Genomic DNA, 16500 nt, shown 5'->3' on the forward strand with positions numbered 1-16500 from the left:
CTCACCGCTTCACGCCGTCGAGGGAGGCCACCGGGGCGTCGGCGACCCCCAGGCGCTTGGCGGCGTCGAGCAGTTCGCGCATCTTCTCGCTGTCGGGACCGCCGGAGTTGATCAGCCGCAGCAGCACCGCCGAGATGGTGAGGTTCTTGATGTCGGCGGTGTCGACCGCGCCGAGCGCGCGGGAGACGTCCTGGGCGAAGTTCTGGGATCCGTCCATCCACGAGCCGGCCAGGGTCTGGGCGACGTCGGAGTTCTCCATGAACCCGTCGACGGCCTTGCCCATGCCGATCGAGTTGACCATGCGGTCGAAGAACATGCCGTCGCCGCCGACGATGTTGATGTCGGCCTTCTCCAGTCCGCTGGCCAGGACCGACGCCTGGGCCTCGGCGACCTGCCGGTGCACGTCGATGCCGGCCAGGCGGATGTCCTTCTCGGTCTCCAGGCGCAGGCGGTACTCCTCGTGCTCGCGGCTGACCTCGTCAAGCGCGGCCATGGCGCCGGCCTTCTCGTTGAGGCCATCGGCCTCGGCCTTGAGCTTCTCGCGGATGCCCTCGGCCGAAGCCATCGCCTTCTCGCGCTCGACGGCGGCCTCGGCGCGGCCGACCTTCTCGACGGCCTCGGCGTCCTGCTCGCGCACCTGGACGGCGGCCAGCCCCTCGGCGGCGGCCTCGGCCTGCAGGCCTTCGGCGAGGCGGATCTTGGCGCGGGTGTCGAGCTCGGCGGCCTGCTGGCGCGCCTCGGCCAGGGTCATCTCCTCGGCGGCCTTGTGCTTGGCGGCCTGCTCCGCGGCCTCGGCGGCCTTGATGTCCTTGACCAGGTTCTCCTGGGCCTCGGCCTCGGCGTGGATGACGGTGGCCTGGCGCTCGCGCTCGGCCTCCTCGACCGCGCGCAGCCGCTTGATGTTCTCCTCCTGCTCGGCGACGGTCTTCTCGACGGCGACGCGTTCGCGCACCACCTCGGCGACCTCGCGCCGCTCGCCCTCGACCTCCTTCTCCTTGGCGATGGTGGCCAGTTCGGTCTCGCGGTCGCGGCCGATGACCTCCAGCATCCGGTCCTTCTCGATGCGCTCGCTCTCGATGGAGATGACGCGCTCGCGGTTCTTCTCGGCCACGGCGATCTCGCGCTGCTGGTTCTCGCGCTGGACGCCCAGCTGCTCGTCGGTGCGGATGTGGGCGGCCTGGGCCTTGAGGCGCTCCTCGGCCTGCACGCGCTGGGTTTCGGCCTCCTCGCGGGCCTTGAGCGTCTCGATCTCGCGCGAAGCCTTGGCCTCGGCCTCCTCGCGGCGGCGGCGCAGCTCCTCGCGCGCCTCCATCGCCTCGGTGCGCTGGCGGTCCTTCTCCTTGGCCTCGTCCTGCTCCAGCAGGTGCGTGCGCTCGTTCTTCGGCTTGGTCAGCTCGGTGATCTTGAGGATGCCCTGGGCGTCGAGGATGTTGTCGGAGTCGAGCTGCTCCTTGGGCGTCTGCTCCAGGTAGTCGATGGCGGCGTCGTCGAGCACGTAGCCGTTCAGGTCCTGGCCGATGACCTCCATGATCCGGTCGCGGAACTCCGCGCGGCGGGTGTAGAGGTCCTCGAAGTCGAAGTGCTTGCCGACGGTCTTCAGCGCCTCGGAGAACTTGGCGCTGAAGAGGTCCTGCAGCTTGTCCTGGCTGCTGGCGTTCTCGACCCCGATCAGCTTGGCCACCCGCAGCACGTCGTCGGTGGTGGGGTTGACGCGGACGAAGAACTTGATGCTGATGTCGGCGCGGATGTTGTCCTTGCAGATCAGGCCGTCGGTGCCGCTGCGCTCCAGCTCCATGGTCTTGACGGAGATGTCCATGGTCTCGGCCTTGTGCAGGACCGGCAGGACCACGGCACCGGTGAAGGTGACGTCGACCTTGCGGACCTTGGAGACGATCAGCGCCTTGCCCTGCTCGACCTTGCGGAACAGGCGGGCGATCGTGAAGACCAGGCCGATGACGATCAGCAGCGCGACGGCGAGCAGTACGCCTGCTCCGGTGGTGATGGTGCTCGTATCCATCAGGCGGTGTTCTCTTTCATCCTGGGGGAGTCGGACGCCGGGGCACCCGCCTCCCGGCGGGCGGCGCCGACCGCGGGCCGCGGGTGCCGCGTGCGCAGCGGGTGGAAGCGGAGTCGGCGGATGGGGGATCGGCCGGCGCCGCACCCCTCCCGGCCGCGGCGCCGATGTGATGGGTAGGACGCCGGCCGGGCGGAGCGGGTTCCGACCGGACGGCCCTCGGCGCGGGCGTGCGCGGCCGAGGCCGGTGGAGCGGACGAGCGGGCGGGTGAGGACGCGGTGCGGGTGCCGGGTGCGGGCGGTGCCGCGGCCCGGCCGGGAGGGGTCAGTCGATCAGAGGGCGGACCTCGGCGGCGGCGAAGCGCACGAAGCCCTCGGGATCGGGCTCGTCGGCGGTGGGCTGGAGGACCACGGTGTGCGCCCCCGCCTGTGCGCGGCGGCGGACGGCCTCGGCCACCGCTGCCGCGTCGCCGGACACCGCCACCTCCGGCACCGAGGCCATGCCTTCGCGTTCCAGCTCGGCGCGCAGCCGCTCGTCGGCTCCCGGACCGGTGGCAGCGAGCAGGTAGGACACCACCCGGTGGTCGTCGGTCCGCCCCGCTTCGGCGCGGCCTTCGTCGATCAGCCGGCGCGCCTCGCGCACGCGGTCGGGTCCGGCTCGGGCGTCCAGGACGGTGCCGTCGGCGCAGCGCCCCGCCAGCCCGACGGTGCGCGGCCCTCGTGCGCCGGCGAGCAGGCGGGGGGCGGTCGCGGGCGGCCAGTCGAGGGCGACGTCGTCGAGGCGGATGTAGCGGCCCTCGGTGGTCAGCCGCTCGCCCCGCAGCAGCGCCCGCAGCGCCGTGACGTGCTCCTCCAGCAGGGTCAGCGGCGACGACGCCTTCGCCCCGACCTGCGCCATCCACTCCTGGATGCCGTGGCCGACGGCCAGCGTGACGCGGTCGGGGAACAGGCGGTGCAGGGTGGCCGCCTCCATGGCGGTCAGGGCGACGTTGCGCAGCGGCACCGGGAGCAGGCCCACCCCCACCCGCAGCCGCTCGGTCCAGGCCAGCGCCGCGGACGCGGTGGCGATCCCGCTCTCCAGGAAGCAGTCCTCCCACAGCCACAGCTCCTCCAGCCCCGCCTCGTCGGCGGTGCGCGCCACGGAGCGGAGGCGTTCGGGGGGCAACTGGGGGCGGAACACGGCGCCGAGTGTCGTCATGCCGTCGTTCCTACCGCGCGCCGATCGCCGCGGGCAATGGAACCGTCGGGCCTGGGGACGACGCCGGTCGGCCGGTTGCGGCCAGGGCCCGTCAGGCCGATGTGCCCGGGTCGAGCGCGGGGTCGAAGGGGGTGACGCGGTACACGCCGGTTTCGGAGTCGTAGTCGAAGATGAGCGCGGTGCTGCCCGCACTCAGCCGCTCCTCGCCGATGGTGCGGACCTCGATCAGCGACGACGAACCGTCGGCCCCGGAGATCTCGGCCTGGCCGAACCCCTGGTCGACCCGGCCGGTGCGCACGACGCAGGTCTTGCCGACGAAGTCGGCGCCCCGCGGCTGCCGCTCGGCGGGCAGCAGCCGGCGCAGCCCCATCACGATCGCGGCGGTGGCGCCCCAGGCGAGGATCACCGCCGCCACCAGCACGACCAGGGCGAGCGCGATCGCCAGCGGCGGCGAATCCGTCAGCGAGTCGATCAGCACTGTCCCCACCAGACTCACGAACCAGGCCACCGCGATCATCAGCGACAGCACCACGGTCACCGGAACGCCGCCCAGGCCGAGGGCGCCCAGGGCTCCGCCGACGCCGCCGCCGGAGCCGGTGTCGAGGTCGGCGTCGCCGTCGAGCATGCCGGAGTCGGCGGCGCCCAGGACCACGAGGAACCAGTAGCCGACGACCACCACCAGCATGAAGCTGAACAGGACGGTGGGAAACGCCAGGGAGGCTTCGAGCAGACCAGTCATCGGTCGGTGCAGCCCTCTCCCTCGAAAACCGCGGCCACCGCGCCGGCGGCGTCCGGCACGTGGCCAATGACCTTACCGAAGAGGGTGCGCCCTCCTGCAGCCCGGTGCGCTGTCCGCAAGCGGTCAGCGGGCCGCCCGCCTGCCGCGCCCGCGTCGCGGCGAGGCCGGCGGGCGGCGGATCGGCCGTCCCCGCGCGGGACGTCTTCGCGTCCTCATCGGGGTCCCGCCCCGGGCGGCGCGGCCTCGGGTTCGGCGAGCCGGCGACGGGCCATGGCAAGGAACGCCCGCCCGGCAGGGCTGGTGTACCGCGGACGCGCGGCGATGACGATGCGGCGCTGCAGATCCGGCGCGGACAGCGGGACCCGCACGAGCTCGGGCGCCGCCGCGGCCGCGGACTCGGGCAGCACCGCGACCCCGATCCCCTGCAGGACCAGTTGGCAGACGAGGCCGAGGTCGCGCGTCTCGGCGACGACGTTCGGGGTGAACCCCGACTCCCGGCAGGCGCGTTCGAGGTTGGTGCGCAGCTTGCTGCTGTGCGGGGCCGTGACGACGGGGGCGCCGCGGAGCTCCGCCAGTGACAGCGATTCCCGCTGCGCCAGCGGGTGTTCGGGATGGAGGGCGACGTCGAGGCGTTCGCGTGCGATGACGCGCGGACCCATCTCGTCGGGCAGCGGCGGGTCGGCCGGCCCCTGCCCGATGACGGCGACGTCGAGCGCGCCCCCGGCCAGCTCTTCCAGCAGGGCGTCGGTCTCCTCCTCCACCAGGGTGAGCCGGATCTGCGGGTGCCGGCGATGAAAGGCGCCCAGCAGCGCCGGTACGCGCTGGTCGGGCAGCGGCTGCACGAGACCCACTGCGAGGCTGCCGGTGAGCAGGCCGGACAGCGCCGAGATCGACTCCTTGGCGCCGGCGGCCTCGGCGAGCATCGCTCGGGCGTGCGGCAGCAGGGCCTCGCCCGCGGCGGTCAGCGCGACGGAGCGGCGGTCCCGCCGGAACAGGCGCTCGCCCAGCTCGGCTTCCAGGCGCCGGATCTGCTGGCTGACGGCAGGCTGTGCGACGCGGAACCGGTCGGCGGCCCGGGTGAAATGGCACTCCTCGGCCACCGCGACGAAGTACTCGAGCTGACGGAGCTCCATAAATGAACCTTATCCCTCTGAGCAGAAGCACGTCTTGGACTTATCACAGCCGACGCCCGTAGCGTCGTCGGCATCGCAGGAGATCGGCACGGGAGATGTGACATGGGCAATCTGGTGGTCTCGGAGTTCCTCGCTCTCAACGGCGTGATGGAGGCGCCGGAGAAGTGGTCGCTGGACTATTTCGACGACGGCATCGCCGAGTTCAAGCTGGCCGAGATCCTGTCCGGCGGCGCGCTTCTGCTCGGCCGCAGGACTTATGACGGCTTCGCGGCCGCATGGCCGGGGCGGACGGACGAGACCGGGTTCGCGGACAAGATCAACGAGATGCCGAAGTACGTCGTCTCTTCTCGCGGCGACGCGCCTTGGCGGAACACGACCGTGATCGGGCCGGACTTCGCCGAGCCGGTCGCAGCACTGAAGGCGGAGGTCGCCGGCGACATCCTGGTCAACGGCAGCGGCGAACTGGTGGACGGCCTCCTGGCCGAGGGCCTGGTCGACCGGCTCACGCTGATCACGTATCCGGTGATGCCGGCGTCCGGGAAGCGGCTGTTCGCCGACGGCACCGCGGCGGAGCTGGAGCTGATCGAGACGCGGGAGTTCGCCGGCCCGGTCCTGAGCACGTACGCGGTGCGGAAGTGATCAGCGCGGCGGTGCGGGCGCGTGCCGCGACGACGCTCGCGGCCTGGGCCGCGGCGTTCGGGATCGTCCTGGTACTGCTGACGCTCTTCGGCGACGCGCTGGCCGCTCTGGCGATGCCCGCCCGTGCCCTGCTCATCAGCGGGGTGCTCGTCGTGGTCATGGTCAATCTGGTCATGCCGCGGGTGAGCGCAGCGGTCGACCGGTGGTGCGCGAGCACCGGAGAGGACCGCTGAGCGGCGCCGTCGCGGCGGGCGGGGCGGGGGGGCCGAGACCGGCGCCCCGCCCTGCCCGAGGACGGCTCAGCCGCCGGCGACCGTTCGGGGCGGGCGCTTCCAGAGGAGGGTGAGCAGGATGCCGCCCGCAAGGGCGGTCGTCACCGTCACCGGGACGAAGGCGGCCTGGAATCCGGCGCCCGCCTCCAGCACGACGCCGGCTGCCACGGTCACGACCACCGTGGTCAGAAAGCCGCTCATGTTGACCAGGCCGGAGGCCACGCCCGTGCGCTCGGCGGGCAGGCCGTCGCGGGCGAAGTCGAACGACAGGGCGGGCGCGATCACCGCTCCCGACGCGCTGACCACCAGCACGGCGAGCACCAGCCACGTCGGCGGCAGCCCGCCGGGCCAGCCGACCACGGTGAGCCAGCCCCCGGCGAACAGGCTCACCAGCGCGGTCGCCAGGGGGCGCCGCACACCGGGGCGCCGGCCGGCCAGCAGCCCGATGACCGGGGAGACCCACAGCACGGCCGCGCCGATACCGGAGAGCAGGGTGCCGGCCACCGCAGGAGCGAACCCCATCCCCTCCACAAGGAAGGGATAGCCCCAGAGCACACCGAGCATCGTGAAGGGCGGCATGATCGCCGCGTGGTGGGCCAGGCCCAGCCGCGGTCCGTGCGTGCGCAGTGCTTCGGCGATGCTCTCCAGTGCGCGCACGGGCGGGTGGGCGCCCGCGGCCGGCCGGCCCGAGGGCCGGTCGCGCACCACCAGCAGTACGAGCAGCGTCATCGCCAGCGTCACGCCGGAGAAGGCGAGGAATGCGCCCGTCCAGCCCAGTCCGTGCAGCGCGAAGGACAGCGGGGCGACGCTGGCCGCCTGGCCCAGCCCGCCGGCGACCCCCGTCAGCCCGCTGACGAGCGCGTAGCGGGCGCGGGGGAACCACAGTGCCGCGAGGCGGATCACGTTGAGGAACGTGACGGCGTCGCCCATGCCGATCAGCACCCGGCCGGCGATGGCCGCCTCGATGGAGGGAGCCAGCGCGAAGACGGCCACGCCCGCCGCCATCAGCAGGGAACCCGCGATCAACGAGGCGCGGGGACCGACCCGGTCGGCGAGCAGTCCGGTGGGAACCTGCAGCAGCACGTACACCAGCAGTTGGAGCATGGGCAGCATCGACAGCAGCGCCGGGCCGGCGTCGAACCGCTCCTGGGCCTCCAGCGCCGCGGCGCCCAGGCCGTTGCGGTGGAACATCGCCAGGAAGTAGACGCCTACTCCGATGCCCCACACCAGCCAGGCGCGGGCGCCGCCGACCGGTTCGGCGGCGGGCCGGGCCGCCGGCGGCGGGGCCGCGGGGCTTGCGGGGGTGCGGTGTCCGCGGCTCCCCGCTGCGTGAGCGGGCGCCGTCGACACCCGATGACCGGATGAATGAGGGCGCACGTAGCCGTCCCGGCGGCGGCCGGCGGACCGCGAGGCGCCGGCCGGGTGCTCGGCGGAGGGACCGGCCCCGCTCATGTGCGCGCTCCGAGCAGCTGTGCGGCGCCGTCCAGGTGCTCCTGCACGGCGTTGCGCGCCGACTCCGCGTCGCCCGCCCGGATCGCCGCGAGGATGGCGGCGTGCTCGTCGATGTTCCTGCGCATCCGCGACACGGTGCGAACCCCCTCCTTCATCATCCGCAGCTGCCGGTCGCGCAGCGAGTCGTACAGCCCGGCGAGGATCGCGTTGCCGCTCGCGGCGACGATCTCGCGGTGGAACTCGCGGTCGGCCAGCACGAACGCCTGGCGGTCCCCCTCCACCTCGGCGCGCATGCACTCGAGCAGCTCGGCCAGCCGGTGCGCCAGGGCCTCGCGCTCTGCCGACTCGGCTCCGGCCGCCTTCTGCGCGGTGTGCGCCTCCACGAGCCGGCGGGTCTCGACGACGTCGTCGATCTCGTCCTGGGAGACGGGGACCACCAGCGCACCGCGCTTGGGGTAGAGCCGCACCAGCCCTTCGGCCTCCAGGCGCAGCAGCGCTTCGCGCACCGGCGTGCGGGAGACCCCGACACCCGCGGCGATGTCCCCTTCGCTGATGAGGTCGCCGCCGGCGTAGCGGCGGGCCAGGATCGCGTCTTTGGCGTAGCGGTAGGCGCGGTCGGTCGCCGACGTCTTTGTATGCATCTTGTATCTATGCTAGCCGCGCACGCCCACGCGCGCGCGGGAGAACGAGGTGTGACACGCCACGGCCGGCCGTGGCGCCGAGCACGGCCGGGCGGGTGCGCTCCGGTCGGCCCGAGATGGTTCCCGGCCCCGGCGGCCGCGCGGCGCCGGAGTGGCCTGTGAGGCCACGGGGACACCAAGAGACGGTCACACCGCCATCAAGGGGGGCCAAACCTCCAGTTCGGACTAGAAGCGACTAACCGCCCGACCGAATACCACGGTTTGTCACCGGACGGACACGAAACGCCTATCGAGGCTGCCCTCAGGGCCGCCTCGGGGATGCAATACGCAGATTTGTGCGGTTGAACAGGTTTTGTGCGGCGCGAAGCGGTCCGGCGCCGCCCCGAGCTGCGGGAACACCGCTCCCACCAGGGATGACGCAACCCGCACCCCGTGGTGGCTCGCCGTGAAGCGCCTGACATTCCCCGGGGACCACCCATGGCCTGTTTCGGCCAGCAGACTCGAACCGACCCCTTTTGACCTGGAAAAACACCACGTACACGCGGATGTCACCCCGCATCCACCTGTGACATGGGCCACATTTTCGAGGGTCGACCCCTAGGGGGCGATTGCTGCTACTATCCGGAGCGCAAAGAATAACCAGGAGGTAACGACAGAGTTCGCGGCCTACCAACTTTGCAAAGATCGTGGGTCTTCCACTGACCGGCCCATGCTCGGACCGCGGTAGCGCCTCCCTCGCAGGCGGCGCCCCACGGCGGCAACCGGACTGATCAGGAGACGAAGTGAGTCACTGGCGGTTGAACAATCCGCGGGCCAACCGCGTGAAGGCGGCATTGGCTAACCGCGTCAAACACAGACCCCGGCACGCGTTCTGCGCCGAGCGAGCCGTGACAGCCCTGTGGGATGAACTCGTCGCCGTCGCCGCCCGCCCGATGTACCGGGCCGGCACCTCCGAACTCGCGGTCATCTCGATCATGCGCGGCATCAACGTCTGGTGCCGCGACGGCAAGTTCATCTGGAACGACCTCTTCGGCAGCACCGTCACCCATCCGGCCAGCGATCCCGCCGGGGCCGCGGAGCTGCTCAACTCCCTCTCCTTCTCCTTCCCCCTCACCAGTCCTTTCCAGCGCGGCCGCCACCATGCGTCGTCGCTGTCCGCGGCTTGAAGCGATCCCGGCACCGGCGAGACTCCACCCGGCCCCGGTTCCGGTGCGCCACGAGTGCGCGAGCCGTCGAGTGAAGTCTCTGTAGGGTGAGACGCGCCAAGCGTCCATCCGGTTCCGGCTTGTTCGCGGCAGCCGCCACCACCTCAGTCACCCGCCCCGGGCATTCGTGTGCCCGATGGATCCGGCCCGCGGTGCGGCCCCGGGGCGCGGGTCCTGCGGCCCTACCTCTCCGCCGCCGATCCCCCACTGCCCGGCCGGGCCCGGGCGGCCTTCGCCGCCCTCGTCGCTCACCTAGGTCGGCGCCACGACCCGCTGCACGCTCTCGCGGAGCAGGGCGCGGCGCTTCTCGTGCATGTCCTCCGGCTCGTCGGCGCCGGCCGCGTAGACGTTGCTGACCGGCGACCACGCCATGGACATCGCGATGACCATCGCCATCAGGTCGAACGGGTCGCCGGAGCGGACGGCACCTGCCGCCTGGGCCTCGGCGATCGCCCGGAGTTTGGGCTCGTCGAGTCGATCCGCGTCCTCGACGAGGTGGCCGGTCGGGCGGCGCTCCAGGCGGACCCACGTGGCCAGCCGGATGAGGTCCGGGCGGCGCAGGTACTCGTCGTAGAGCCGCACGGCCCAGTCCGCGAGATCGGCGGAGTCGATGGGGACGACGTCCATGATCCGCTCCAGCGAGCCGAAGAAGATCGCGTCGAACAGCCCTTCCTTGCTGCCGAAGTAGCCGTAGAGCTGGGCCTTGTTGGTGCGGGCGGCGGCCACGATCCGCTCGATGCGTGCGCCGGCGATCCCGTGTTCGGCGAACTCCCGGGTCGCGACCTCCAGGATGCGCTGCTTGGTGGCGGCTCCACGCGAGGTCAGGGGCTTATCGGCCATGCCCGCCACGATAACAACAGAACGGTCGGTTTACTCGGGACTCCGGCTTCGGCTAGCTTGAAACAGACAGAACAGTCTGTTTGTTTAGGAGCCGGGGTATGAGGACGACGATCGGATGGCAGGCGGAGCGCCCCGGGGATGCGCTGCGGCGGGCGCCGCTGGAGCGGCGGGACCTGCGCACCGACGACATCGCGGTGCGCGTGGACTACTGCGGCGTGTGCCATAGCGACCTGCACGCGCTGCGCACCCTGCCCGAAGGGGCGGCCGCACCGCTGGTACCGGGGCACGAGTTCACCGGGACGGTGACGGAGGCCGGCCGCGATGTCACCCGGTTCGCCGTCGGCGACCCGGTCGCGGTCGGCAACATCGTCGACTCCTGCGGCGTGTGCGCCATGTGCCGACGGGGCCAGGAGAACTTCTGCCACGGGTTCCCGACCCTGACCTACGGCGGCACCGACCGGCACGACGGCTCCCCCACGCTGGGCGCCTACTCGCGGGAGTACGTGGTCCGCGACCGGTTCGCCTACCCGCTGCCCGAAGGACTCGACCCGGCTGCCGCCGCCCCGCTGCTGTGCGCCGGCATCACCGTGTGGGAGCCGCTGCAAGCCCTCGGCGCCGGCCCCGGCACCCGCGTGGCCGTGGTCGGGCTCGGCGGCCTCGGGCACCTCGCGGTCAAACTCGCCGTCGCGCTGGGCGCCGAGACCACGGTCGTCAGCCGGTCCGCGGCCAAGGCCGAGGACGCCCGCCGCCTCGGCGCACACGACCTCCTCGTGTCCACCGACGAGAAGCAGCTTTCCGGCGCCCGCGACGGGTTCGACATCGTCATCGACACCATCGCGGTCCCGCACGACCCCGCTGACTACCTGCGCCTCGTCGCCCTGGACGGCACGCTCAGCCTGCTCGGCCACCTCGGCCCGGTCGAGGTGCAGACCATGGATCTGCTCCTGGGGCGCAAACGGCTCAGCTCCGCGGGCAGCGGCGGTCGGCCCGCGACGGCGTCGATGCTGGAGTTCTGCGCCGCACACGGCGTCGCCGCCGACATCGAGCTCCTACCCTCCGCGCAGGTGAACGAAGCCTTGGCCCGCCTCGGCCGCAACGACGTCCGCTACCGCTTCGTCCTGGACATGTCCGACCTCGCTTAGGCTTGTCCGAGAAGGCCGCAACGTCGGCCGGCGCGGCGGCGAAGGCCCCGGTGCCCGTCCCGTACGCCGCGGCGAGGTGCGGGTAGCGGTGGCGACACGCCGTGGCCGCGGCACCTGTCCACGCAGAAAAACGGCGGTTCATGGCGGGCGGAACGCTTCACCCGAGTGGGTGGGGGCTGGATGCGGTGCGGTCGTAGAGGTCGCGGAACTCGCGGACTCGGCGCTGGCGGCGGCGGATGAGGGGAAAGGCCGCCACCAGGAACAGGAGCGGAACCACGGGAAGCCAGGCGGCGGTGCTGGAACCGGCGGCGTACTGCAGCGCCAGGTTGCCGCCGTTGAGCAGGACCAGGATTCCGCAGAGGGCCGCGAAGAACTTCGGCGACCGGGAGGTGTCGCTCTGGTCGGCCAGGATGCGCCCGAGCCGGTTGGTCTCGGGGTCCTCGTGCAGTGTCCCCTTCATGATCTGCCAGTGGGCCGCCCACACCCGCGCGGGGTCGGAGTCGGGCGGGACCGGATTGCCCTTGACCATCCGCCGCAGCATCCACGCGAGCAAAGGGACCAGCAGGACGAGGCCTAGCGCCAGCCCGACCACGATGCCTGCGAAGAGCACGGGCACCCCGGGCCCGGGGCCCCGGGCCAGATCCGCCAACACGAGGAGAAGCGGAGTCGGACCCAGCGCCGCGGCGATGAGGGTCAGACGGACGGCGTACTGCCAGGGGTTGTTCTGGGCGTAAACGGTGAGCCGACCCATGAGGGTGCCGAACAGGCCCGGTTTTCTGCGGGATTTCGACGCCATGCCCACGCCCTGCCCCGCGGCTCTTAGGCGAACGCGCACCTCGTTCCGCCGGCCCGCGATCCGCCGCCCCCTCGAAGCGGTCACCGGGACGGTCCTGCTACTCGCAGGGCGGGTTCTGCTGACACCCCGACGACCCGACCGGCTTCTGCGTGAGCGGAGCGGCGGTGGACACGGGCGGGGCCGCGCCCGGTGATGCCGGCCCCGCCCGCGTGGTCGGTCAGTCCAGGCAGAACTCGTTGCCCTCGGGATCGGCCATGACGATGTGGCCGGCGCCCAGCGGGGGCGCGGGCTCGTAGCGCTGGAGCCGGGTGGCGCCGTGGGCGGTCAGCCGCTCGGCCTCCGCCTCAAGAGCCGCCATCCGCGCCTCGCCCTGCAGACCGGGTGCCGCGCGAACGTCCAGGTGCACGCGGTTCTTGGCCTGCTTGCCCTCGGGCACCCGCTGGAAGAACAGCCGCGGCCCGCCGCCCTCCGGGTCGACCACGGCTGAGGCGTCGTTGCGGTTCTCGGGCGGCACGCCCATCTCCTCCAGCGCCTGCTCCCACGAGTCGAAACCCGGGGGCGGGTCCTGCAGCCGGTAGCCCATGGCCTCGGCCCAGAACGCCGACAACCCGGCGGGGTCGGCGCAGTCGAACGTGATCTGAACGTCGCGGGCCATCTCAGCTCGCCTCCTGACGGATCTGCGGGCGGGTGTGCAGGTACAGGTCGCGCAGCAGGCACACCTCGCTCAGATGGTGGATCAGTTCGCGGTCGATGTGCAGCACCAGCCGTGCCATGGGGCTGTCGGCGTAGTCCCCCTCCGCCTCCCCGCACGGGCGGGAGAGGCCGGCCTCGCCGAGGGCTTCGACCCCGGCCGTCCAGGAGGCGTACTCGGCGTCGAGCTGGGCCAGCGCCTCGGCGGCGGTGGCTGCGTATTCGAACGACTGATAGTCGGTGGGCGCGCGTCCGAAGTGCGCGGCATTGCGCATCGCGAGCACGCCGACGATCACGTGGCCCAGCCGCCAGGCGATCGTGGTGAACGGCGGCGGGTCGGGCTCCGGGAACGCGAAGTCGATGGTCATCGCACCGGACCCGCCCTGCACCGGTGCCGTTCCGGTGCCGCGCGGGCGCACGCTCCAGGAGTCGGACACCGGCTCCCAGAAGTACTCGTCGTCGGTGAGCCCGTCCAGGCGCGGGCGCAGCTGGGTGTTCCAGTGCCAGTCGATCTGGTCGCGGAGCAATGGGTTCCAGGTCAGGTCGGTCATGGTCCCAGGCTTGCGCATATCGCGGACAGGAACGTTCCGTGATGCGTGAAATGATGGTCATGTGACCGTCGAGGGGACGACCGAGCGCGTGCTGCGGCTGCTGGCGCTGCTGCAGCGGCGGCCGACCTGGACCGCCGCCGAGCTCGCCGCCGAACTGGGGGTCACCGACCGATCCGTGCGCCGCGACGTGGAGCGGCTGCGCGCCCTCGGCTACCCCGTGCAGGCGGTACCGGGCGTCGGCGGCGGCTACCGGCTCGGCGCGGGCACCCGGCTGCCGCCGCTGCTCTTCGACGACGAGGAGGCGATCGCGACGGCGCTCTCGCTGCGCCTGGCGGCCGGCGGGACGGTCGCCGGAGCGGGCGAGGCGGCGCTGCGGGCGCTGGCCAAGCTCGACCAGGTGATGCCGCCTCGGCTGCGCGCCGAGGTGCGGGCGGTCCACGGCGCCACCGAGACCCTGCTCGGCCCCGGCGTCGAGGTCGACGCGGAGGTGCTGGCGGCGCTGGCGCGCGCCGGCCGCGACTCGGTGCGGGTGCGGTTCCGCTACGCCGGCCGCGACGGCGCGGAATCCGAGCGCACGGTGGAGCCGGTGCGGATGGTCACCACCGGCCGCCGCTGGTACCTGATGGCCTGGGATGTCGACCGCGGCGACTGGCGCACCTTCCGGCTGGACCGGATAAGCGGGGTGGCGGAGACGACCTGGCGCTTCCCCGCCAGGGAGCATCCGGACCCGGTCGCCTACGTCCAGCACGCCGTGACCGAGGCGCCGTACCGCTATACCGCCCGGGTGCGGCTGCACGCCCGCGCCGATCAGGTCCGGGAGCTGGTACCGCCCCAGGTGGCGCGGGTCGAGGACGAGGCCGGCGACACCTGCGTGCTCGTCGTCGGAGCCCAGGACCCGGACCTGATCGCCCTGCACGTGGCCCGCATGGGCTTCGACGCCGAAGTACTGGATCCGCCCGAACTCCGCCGGGCCGCCGCCCGCCTCGCCCGCCGCCTCACAGCACTGGCCGGGACGGACTGAGGGCCGGCGCCGGGGCGATCCGAGAACCACCCGGGCCGCCGATCCGGTCGCGGACCCGGCTGGGAGGTTCCGGGGCCGGCGGCGGACGGCGCGGTGTCCGCAACCGGTCAGGCGCTTGTCCGCGTTCGCGGCGCCACCGAGGATCGAGCGGGACCAGCGCGGCCCACCGACGGCGGGGAGTTCGGGAATGGAGATCGTCCAGGTGCTTCCGGCGTTTCTGGTCGCCGTAATGCTGATATCCGCCTCCCCGGGCCCGGCGATGGCGCTGATCTTCCGCCGCGCGGCGCTGCGGGGTTTCGGCGCGAGCGTGGCGACCGTCCTCGGCCTGGAAGCCGGCATCTTCCTGTGGGCGATCGCCGCGGGCGCCGGAGTCGCCGCTCTGGTGGCCGCCTCCAGCACCGCCTACCTCGTGCTGCAGATCGCCGGTGCGTCGTTCCTCGCCTACCTGGGAATCCGCTCGTGGATCTCCGCGATCAAGGAGCGGCGCCTCGCCGCGGGCCGGAACGAGGGCGAGGGGTCCGCCGATCCCACCGAGGAGGAGACGACCGCGCCGGCGCGATCGGCGGTCGTGGCGTTCGCCGAAGGGCTGCTCGTCCAGCTCGCCAACCCCAAGGCGGCCGTGTTCATGTTCGCCTTCTACCCGCAGTTCATCTCGCCCGGCCAGCCGGTCATGGCCACGACGGCCCTGCTGGCGCTCGTCCAGGTGACCGTCGAGACCGCGCTCTACCTGGGTCTGGCGGCGGGAGTGGCACGGGCGCGCTCCTGGTTCCGGCGCCCCGTGATCCGCCGCCGCCTCGAAGCGGTCACCGGAACGGTCCTTCTCGCACTCGCCGGGCGGGTGCTGCTGACCTCTCGGTGAGCAGATGCCCACATCGCCCGCCGACTCACAGCGATGGCCGGGGGCCCGACTCACAGCGCGTCGCACACGAGCGCACGCGCCCCAAGACTCACCCGGGAACTCCCGAGAACCGTCCGGGGCCGCTCAATCCGAGAAGCTGCGGCGACGGGGCCGGCATGCGCCCAACACCCCCACCCCGACCCGGCGGCCAACGCCCACCGCCCCATGACTCACAAGACACCCAAGAACCTCCGGGAACCATCCCGGGCCGGCCACCCGAGAGGCTGCGGCAATGGGGCTGGGACGCGCGAAGCGCTGCGCGCCAGCTTGCCGCCGAGCGCACGCCGCCACCTCCGATCGACGGTATGCGCCCCCGATTCAAACTCTCGCGCGCCGCTGATGGCGCAGCATCATGCAGATATAGCCGATCCGCTTGCGCACCTTCTTCTCATGTGACGGCGCGGGCGCCCATCCGCGGCAGCGCAGCCGTGAGAGCAGTCCCCGCAGGAGAGCGTCCGGCTTCACCACTACGTCGGCCGCCCGGACGACGAAAACGTCCCACCCCAGCCCGGTCAATGCCGCCACGCGGGCCGCGTCATGGCTCCGGTGTACTCGGGTGTGGAACTCCGCGCCGTAGTACTCGACACCTTGGCGGTACTCCTCATATCCCAGATCGAGGAAGACTCGCCCGCCCGCGAGACCGACCGGAACCTGCGAGCACGGCCGGGGTAGACCGGCATCGACGATCAGGCAGCGGGTCCAGCCTTCCCCCGGAGACTCGGCGCCCGAATCGGCCGCATCCAGCACGGCGGCGATGCGCCGTCCGTAGCGAGTGCGAGTGTCGGCGCGCAGCAGCAGCCTCCGCGCTTCAACACCCATGCGAAGGAACTGGTCAAGGGCAGCGACGGCCTCTAGGCGCGGCAGGCATCGAGCACAATCAGCGGCGGTGCGCTCGAGCGTGGTCACAGGCATGTCGGCGACAGTGGTGACGTCGCCGGAGGCGATCGCCCACCGGTATATCCGGACGGTTGGGGCCGCCAGACCTGCCCAGTTGCGCGGAACGGAGATCTCGACCGGCCACGTGGCCGCGGCCCGACCTGGCGGGAGGACATCCAACCCGTGGAGCAGGGCGGCAGTGCGTCCGACGACCACGGCATCCTTCGGCAGAAGATCAGCGAATTCCATGGCACCGGCCATGTGGGATGGGTCGCGGGGAGGGCCGGAGTGGGGATTGCCTATCCGGCGCTGCATGACGCCGTGCCGGGTGAGCGCGTACGGGGGGAGAGAATTCATGTTCCAATGGTGGAGCGGCGCACGACGGCATTGTGG

17 protein-coding genes are annotated in these 16500 nt (G+C 72.2%); 6 read left to right on the forward strand and 11 right to left on the reverse strand.

Annotated elements, in window-relative coordinates:
• Position 1: 1 nt before the first annotated feature.
• The 4 genes from FZ103_RS04305 to FZ103_RS04320 all read right to left on the reverse strand — a co-directional run bounded on the left by FZ103_RS04305 (position 2) and on the right by FZ103_RS04320 (position 5084).
• Positions 2-2017 (reverse strand): flotillin family protein, encoded by a 2016-nt coding sequence (locus FZ103_RS04305; RefSeq protein ID WP_155998995.1) that lies wholly within the window; start codon positions 2015-2017, stop codon positions 2-4.
• Positions 2018-2339: 322 nt separating this feature from the next.
• Complete coding sequence (locus FZ103_RS04310) at positions 2340-3212, reverse strand: LLM class flavin-dependent oxidoreductase (RefSeq protein WP_155998996.1); 873 nt, start codon at positions 3210-3212, stop codon at positions 2340-2342.
• Positions 3213-3303: 91 nt separating this feature from the next.
• On the reverse strand, positions 3304-3951 hold the full coding sequence (locus tag FZ103_RS04315; protein WP_155998997.1) for an OB-fold-containig protein: 648 nt from the start codon (positions 3949-3951) through the stop codon (positions 3304-3306).
• A 212-nt stretch (positions 3952-4163) separates the two neighbouring features.
• A complete protein-coding gene (locus tag FZ103_RS04320) occupies positions 4164-5084 on the reverse strand; it encodes a LysR family transcriptional regulator (RefSeq protein ID WP_155998998.1) in 921 nt (306 codons plus the stop codon).
• Positions 5085-5186: 102 nt separating this feature from the next.
• Between FZ103_RS04320 and FZ103_RS04325 the strand changes: the two genes are divergently transcribed.
• Positions 5187-5723, forward strand: a complete 537-nt coding sequence (locus FZ103_RS04325) for a dihydrofolate reductase family protein (RefSeq protein WP_155998999.1) — start codon at positions 5187-5189, stop codon at positions 5721-5723.
• The gene (locus FZ103_RS04330) at positions 5720-5956 is read left to right on the forward strand and encodes a hypothetical protein (protein WP_155999000.1); all 237 of its coding nucleotides are present in this window, start codon (positions 5720-5722) and stop codon (positions 5954-5956) included. The genes FZ103_RS04325 and FZ103_RS04330 overlap by 4 nt, the downstream gene beginning before the upstream one ends.
• 66 nt (positions 5957-6022) lie before the next feature.
• Here FZ103_RS04330 and FZ103_RS04335 read toward each other — a convergent pair whose 3' ends face one another.
• Together FZ103_RS04335 and FZ103_RS04340 are read right to left on the reverse strand one after the other, a co-directional pair.
• On the reverse strand, positions 6023-7447 hold the full coding sequence (locus FZ103_RS04335) for a nitrate/nitrite transporter (RefSeq protein ID WP_155999001.1): 1425 nt from the start codon (positions 7445-7447) through the stop codon (positions 6023-6025).
• Complete coding sequence (locus FZ103_RS04340; RefSeq protein WP_155999002.1) at positions 7444-8088, reverse strand: GntR family transcriptional regulator; 645 nt, start codon at positions 8086-8088, stop codon at positions 7444-7446. Before FZ103_RS04340 ends, FZ103_RS04335 begins: the two co-directional genes overlap by 4 nt.
• 782 nt (positions 8089-8870) lie before the next feature.
• On the opposite strand from FZ103_RS04340, the gene FZ103_RS04345 reads away from it, so the two are divergent.
• The gene (locus FZ103_RS04345) at positions 8871-9254 is read left to right on the forward strand and encodes a hypothetical protein (protein WP_186355796.1); all 384 of its coding nucleotides are present in this window, start codon (positions 8871-8873) and stop codon (positions 9252-9254) included.
• A gap of 291 nt (positions 9255-9545) precedes the next feature.
• On the opposite strand, the gene FZ103_RS04350 is transcribed toward FZ103_RS04345, so the two are convergent.
• Complete coding sequence (locus tag FZ103_RS04350) at positions 9546-10133, reverse strand: TetR family transcriptional regulator (RefSeq protein WP_155999003.1); 588 nt, start codon at positions 10131-10133, stop codon at positions 9546-9548.
• A gap of 98 nt (positions 10134-10231) precedes the next feature.
• Here FZ103_RS04350 and FZ103_RS04355 point away from each other — a divergent pair, with 98 nt between their 5' ends.
• A complete protein-coding gene (locus FZ103_RS04355) occupies positions 10232-11275 on the forward strand; it encodes an NAD(P)-dependent alcohol dehydrogenase (protein ID WP_155999004.1) in 1044 nt (347 codons plus the stop codon).
• Between the two features lie 157 nt (positions 11276-11432).
• Here the strand turns inward: FZ103_RS04355 and FZ103_RS04360 are convergent, their stop codons facing one another.
• The 3 genes from FZ103_RS04360 to FZ103_RS04370 form a co-directional block, all read right to left on the reverse strand.
• Complete coding sequence (locus tag FZ103_RS04360) at positions 11433-12071, reverse strand: hypothetical protein (protein WP_255429750.1); 639 nt, start codon at positions 12069-12071, stop codon at positions 11433-11435.
• A 217-nt stretch (positions 12072-12288) separates the two neighbouring features.
• Positions 12289-12726, reverse strand: coding sequence for a VOC family protein (locus tag FZ103_RS04365; protein ID WP_155999005.1), 438 nt, complete (start codon positions 12724-12726; stop codon positions 12289-12291).
• A gap of 1 nt (position 12727) precedes the next feature.
• On the reverse strand, positions 12728-13312 hold the full coding sequence (locus FZ103_RS04370) for a DinB family protein (RefSeq protein ID WP_186355797.1): 585 nt from the start codon (positions 13310-13312) through the stop codon (positions 12728-12730).
• Between the two features lie 61 nt (positions 13313-13373).
• Here FZ103_RS04370 and FZ103_RS04375 point away from each other — a divergent pair, with 61 nt between their 5' ends.
• Positions 13374-14333, forward strand: coding sequence for a YafY family protein (locus tag FZ103_RS04375; protein WP_186355798.1), 960 nt, complete (start codon positions 13374-13376; stop codon positions 14331-14333).
• A gap of 187 nt (positions 14334-14520) precedes the next feature.
• The gene (locus FZ103_RS04380; RefSeq protein WP_155999006.1) at positions 14521-15192 is read left to right on the forward strand and encodes a LysE family translocator; all 672 of its coding nucleotides are present in this window, start codon (positions 14521-14523) and stop codon (positions 15190-15192) included.
• Positions 15193-15549: 357 nt separating this feature from the next.
• Here FZ103_RS04380 and FZ103_RS04385 read toward each other — a convergent pair whose 3' ends face one another.
• The gene (locus FZ103_RS04385) at positions 15550-16464 is read right to left on the reverse strand and encodes a hypothetical protein (protein WP_155999007.1); all 915 of its coding nucleotides are present in this window, start codon (positions 16462-16464) and stop codon (positions 15550-15552) included.
• Between the last annotated feature and the right edge of the window lie 36 nt (positions 16465-16500).

It is taken from the genome of Streptomonospora sp. PA3 (assembly GCF_009728995.1).
Taxonomy (GTDB): domain Bacteria; phylum Actinomycetota; class Actinomycetes; order Streptosporangiales; family Streptosporangiaceae; genus Streptomonospora.